The following is a 2,084-nucleotide window of genomic DNA, read 5'->3' on the forward strand; positions in this document are numbered from 1 at the left end:
AGAGGTAATTGACTCATATGATTAAATATTTAAAAAGTACAACTCAAAGTTAATCATTTTTTCAATTACCCTAAGTTTTTTTATTTAAATCCCTTGAAAACAATAAGTTAGACTTATAATTCACGTTAAACTATTACTTTCAGTCAAAGTTTGTGTTATGTCGCCACCAAAAACAATGGCTGTATTGGCTAATGCAAAAATGGGCAATATGATAAATGCAACTGGTTTGTGTAAAAAGTGTTGCAAAATATAGGAAGTTGATTTTTCGTCTCCGTTGCCAAATGGAATTGCAAAAGCCAATAATACTCCTGTAATAGTGGCGTGAACACCTGAATGAAGCATAAAATACCACATTGTAATTCCGCCAATTAAGTATGGAATTAGATTTCTCACTTTCATTCTGTTGAATACTAAAAGCAAAGCGAAAATACCTAATGCGATAAATAGATTTGTCCAAAGCAACGTTTTGGTGTAGAAAATTGCAATAATTATGATTGCTCCCAAGTCGTCAATAACTGCCAATGCAGTTAAAAATACTTTTAGCGAAGTTGGAACTCTGTTACCTAACAATGATAATATTCCCAAAGCAAAAGCAATGTCTGTCGCCATTGGAATACCTGCCCCTGATTGCGTAATTGTGCCATAATTGAATAATAAAAAAATTCCTGCTGGTAGAAACATTCCACCCAATGCTCCAAAAATAGGCAATAATGCGTCTTTAATTTTTGAAAGTTCGCCTTGATAAATTTCTCTTTCTAATTCCAAACCTATGAGCAAAAAGAAAATGGTCATTAGTCCGTCATTTATCCAATGCTCTATGCTGTGTCCTTGAAATTGTGTCAGCCAAAAATGGTGATAGTCAGTGCCGAAATTTGAGTTGGCAAGTGTCAATGATAAAATTGTACAAGCAATTAAAACAAGTCCGCCTGCTTTTTCGCTGTTAAAAAAATCTGTAAATAGTTTTGTTGCTTTCATTGTTAAACGTACTTCTTTTTATGTTTTGGTTCGTAAATTAAACGAACAAAACTACTAAATCGTTGATTTTCTCTGTTTATCGGAATGCCCGTAATAATACCAACCAATAAGTTATCAGTAATACCCAATCTCATTTGAGGTCTTATTGTCATATCAAAATCTCCTTTATGCAGTTCTTTGTTAAACTCAATACCTATAAAATTTCTTGTGCCTGAAATCATATAATGAAAGTTAGAGTTGATTTGCCAAGTGGTTTGTAAAGAATTATCTTTAAAATGGTGTTCAATTAAAGGTCCTGTGTACAATAAAGTGTGAAAATTGTCGCCCCAACGTTTTGCAGCAACAAAAAACGGATTGTAAATGTTTCCTTTTAATAACTTGTCTTTTCCGTATTTGTTGAAACTTGTTAATTCAAATTCGTGTATATAGCCAATTGCCATACTTGTACTATGCTTTTCGCTTACAAAAAAAGAAAATTGTGTCGCCAACTTTAAACTGTTCAATCGGCTTTGTGGAATGTCATTTTTGGAAATACCTGTGTCAGTTGGATAATAAAATGTAAATGGTAATTCTACTTCAAAACCAAGTCTATTTACTGGTGCCCATTCGTATTCAATTAAGCCCGAATAACTATCAAAAGTTTTTCGGTCTGTCATACCAAATCCTACGTTCCATTCTTTTTCTCCCTTTCTTGCTCCTAAGTCACGGATAAGGTCTATAAAAAGTGGTTCAGCGTGAAGAACTTTGTCTTTACCTTTCACATTTTCAGTTTCAGCAATATAAATACTGTCTTTAATTTCTTTAATAGTTTCTGTACTGTCTGGTGTTACAACTTGTGCAAATGAAAAATTTGCGATTAGTGTCAAAATAGTTGCTAAAAAAAATCGTGTCATCAATATTATTATTTGTTTAAACGGTTCATTTTTAAATTTATTACGGTCGTCCATAGGGTTGCAGGTAACTTGTAAATATACGCAATAATCAATATGACCGCCAAGTTATGAATTAGTGGATATTGACGGCGTTTAATTTAACAAAATTAAGAAAGATTTCATCATTAAGAAAATCCTTATTGTTTTTTTGTGAGGTATAAAAAAAATACTTATAGC

2 protein-coding genes are annotated in these 2,084 nt (G+C 32.3%); both read right to left on the minus strand.

Annotation, left to right across the window (positions count from 1 at the left end; all coding sequences use genetic code 11):
- Window positions 1–120 precede the first annotated feature (120 nt).
- On the minus strand, window positions 121–975 hold the full coding sequence (gene nhaA / locus Rain11_RS13640) for a Na+/H+ antiporter NhaA (RefSeq protein WP_207764461.1): 855 nt from the start codon (window positions 973–975) through the stop codon (window positions 121–123).
- 2 nt (window positions 976–977) lie between these two features.
- The gene (locus tag Rain11_RS13645; RefSeq protein WP_243390599.1) at window positions 978–1,922 is read right to left on the minus strand and encodes an HAEPLYID family protein; all 945 of its coding nucleotides are present in this window, start codon (window positions 1,920–1,922) and stop codon (window positions 978–980) included.
- Window positions 1,923–2,084 lie beyond the last annotated feature (162 nt).

Source organism: Raineya orbicola, assembly GCF_002843425.1.
In the GTDB taxonomy this organism is placed as follows: Bacteria; Bacteroidota; Bacteroidia; order Cytophagales; family Thermonemataceae; genus Raineya; species Raineya orbicola.